Origin of the sequence: Pseudoalteromonas sp. NC201, from assembly GCF_002850255.1 — a bacterium.
Taxonomy (GTDB): Bacteria; Pseudomonadota; Gammaproteobacteria; order Enterobacterales; family Alteromonadaceae; genus Pseudoalteromonas.
The window spans coordinates 1,242,501-1,244,003 of record NZ_CP022523.1; the positions used below are offsets into that span (position 1 = coordinate 1,242,501).

General features: G+C 49.3%; 2 rRNA genes (1 of these 2 cut by a window edge). Both read left to right on the forward strand.

Annotated elements, in window-relative coordinates:
- Positions 1 to 932 (forward strand): 23S ribosomal RNA (locus PNC201_RS23205); it begins 2,047 nt to the left of the window's first position.
- Positions 933 to 1,048: 116 nt separating this feature from the next.
- Positions 1,049 to 1,162 (forward strand): 5S ribosomal RNA (rrf, locus tag PNC201_RS23210).
- Positions 1,163 to 1,503: the final 341 nt, after the last annotated feature.

The following is a 1,503-nucleotide window of genomic DNA, read 5'->3' on the forward strand; positions in this document are numbered from 1 at the left end:
TGTAACCATGGCCACGCTGTCTCCACCCGAGACTCAGTGAAATTGAAATCGCAGTGAAGATGCTGTGTACCCGCGGCTAGACGGAAAGACCCCGTGAACCTTTACTACAGCTTGGCACTGAACATTGACCCTACATGTGTAGGATAGGTGGGAGGCTTTGAAGCAGGGACGCTAGTTTCTGTGGAGCCGACCTTGAAATACCACCCTTGTAGTGTTGATGTTCTAACTTAGGCCCCTGAATCGGGGTTGAGGACAGTGCCTGGTGGGTAGTTTGACTGGGGCGGTCTCCTCCCAAAGAGTAACGGAGGAGCACGAAGGTTTGCTAAGTACGGTCGGACATCGTACGGTTAGTGTAATGGTAGAAGCAAGCTTAACTGCGAGACAGACACGTCGAGCAGGTACGAAAGTAGGTCATAGTGATCCGGTGGTTCTGAATGGAAGGGCCATCGCTCAACGGATAAAAGGTACTCCGGGGATAACAGGCTGATACCGCCCAAGAGTTCATATCGACGGCGGTGTTTGGCACCTCGATGTCGGCTCATCACATCCTGGGGCTGAAGTCGGTCCCAAGGGTATGGCTGTTCGCCATTTAAAGTGGTACGCGAGCTGGGTTTAGAACGTCGTGAGACAGTTCGGTCCCTATCTGCCGTGGGCGTTTGAGAATTGAGAGGGGCTGCTCCTAGTACGAGAGGACCGGAGTGGACGAACCGCTGGTGTTCGGGTTGTGATGCCAATTGCATTGCCCGGTAGCTACGTTCGGAACTGATAACCGCTGAAAGCATCTAAGCGGGAAGCAGGCCTCGAGATGAGTTCTCACTTTGACTTAGAGTCAATTGAAGGGCCGTTGAAGACTACAACGTTGATAGGCGAGATGTGGAAGTGCTGTGAGGCATTAAGCTAACTCGTACTAATTACCCGTGAGGCTTAACCATACAACGCCAAAGTGGTTTATAAGCGACAGAAGTTAATAGACTAAAGTAGACAAAGAATTTAATAGCTTTTTCCGGATTTATATTAATGAAGGATACTTCATTAATGAACAGAATTTCCTGATGACCATAGCGTTTTGGACCCACCTGACCCCATGCCGAACTCAGAAGTGAAACAAAACAGCGTCGATGATAGTGTGGGCTTCCCATGTGAAAGTAGAACATCGTCAGGGCCTTATAAGAAAAACCCGTTGCAGTAATGCGACGGGTTTTTTTTCTGYTTGGGGTAAAGTACTTCCATGTAGCATCTCCCCTTCGCGCGTCCTTGCGCTCACTTCCTCGAACTGCGAAGCGGTGCTTCGGTTTCTCGTCACCCAAACTCAGAAGTGAAACAAAACAGCCGAAGGGTCGGCCCCGGTCAATGATAGTGTGGATCACCCATGTGACTCTCTATTTAAAAAATGAGAACATCCTACTTCGTAGCGAGCCAGGGCCAAATAAGAGGTTGATGAAAAGCGTTCATCCATGAACTTCATCGACATTCGAACATCCATGTACATCAAAACCCGTTGCA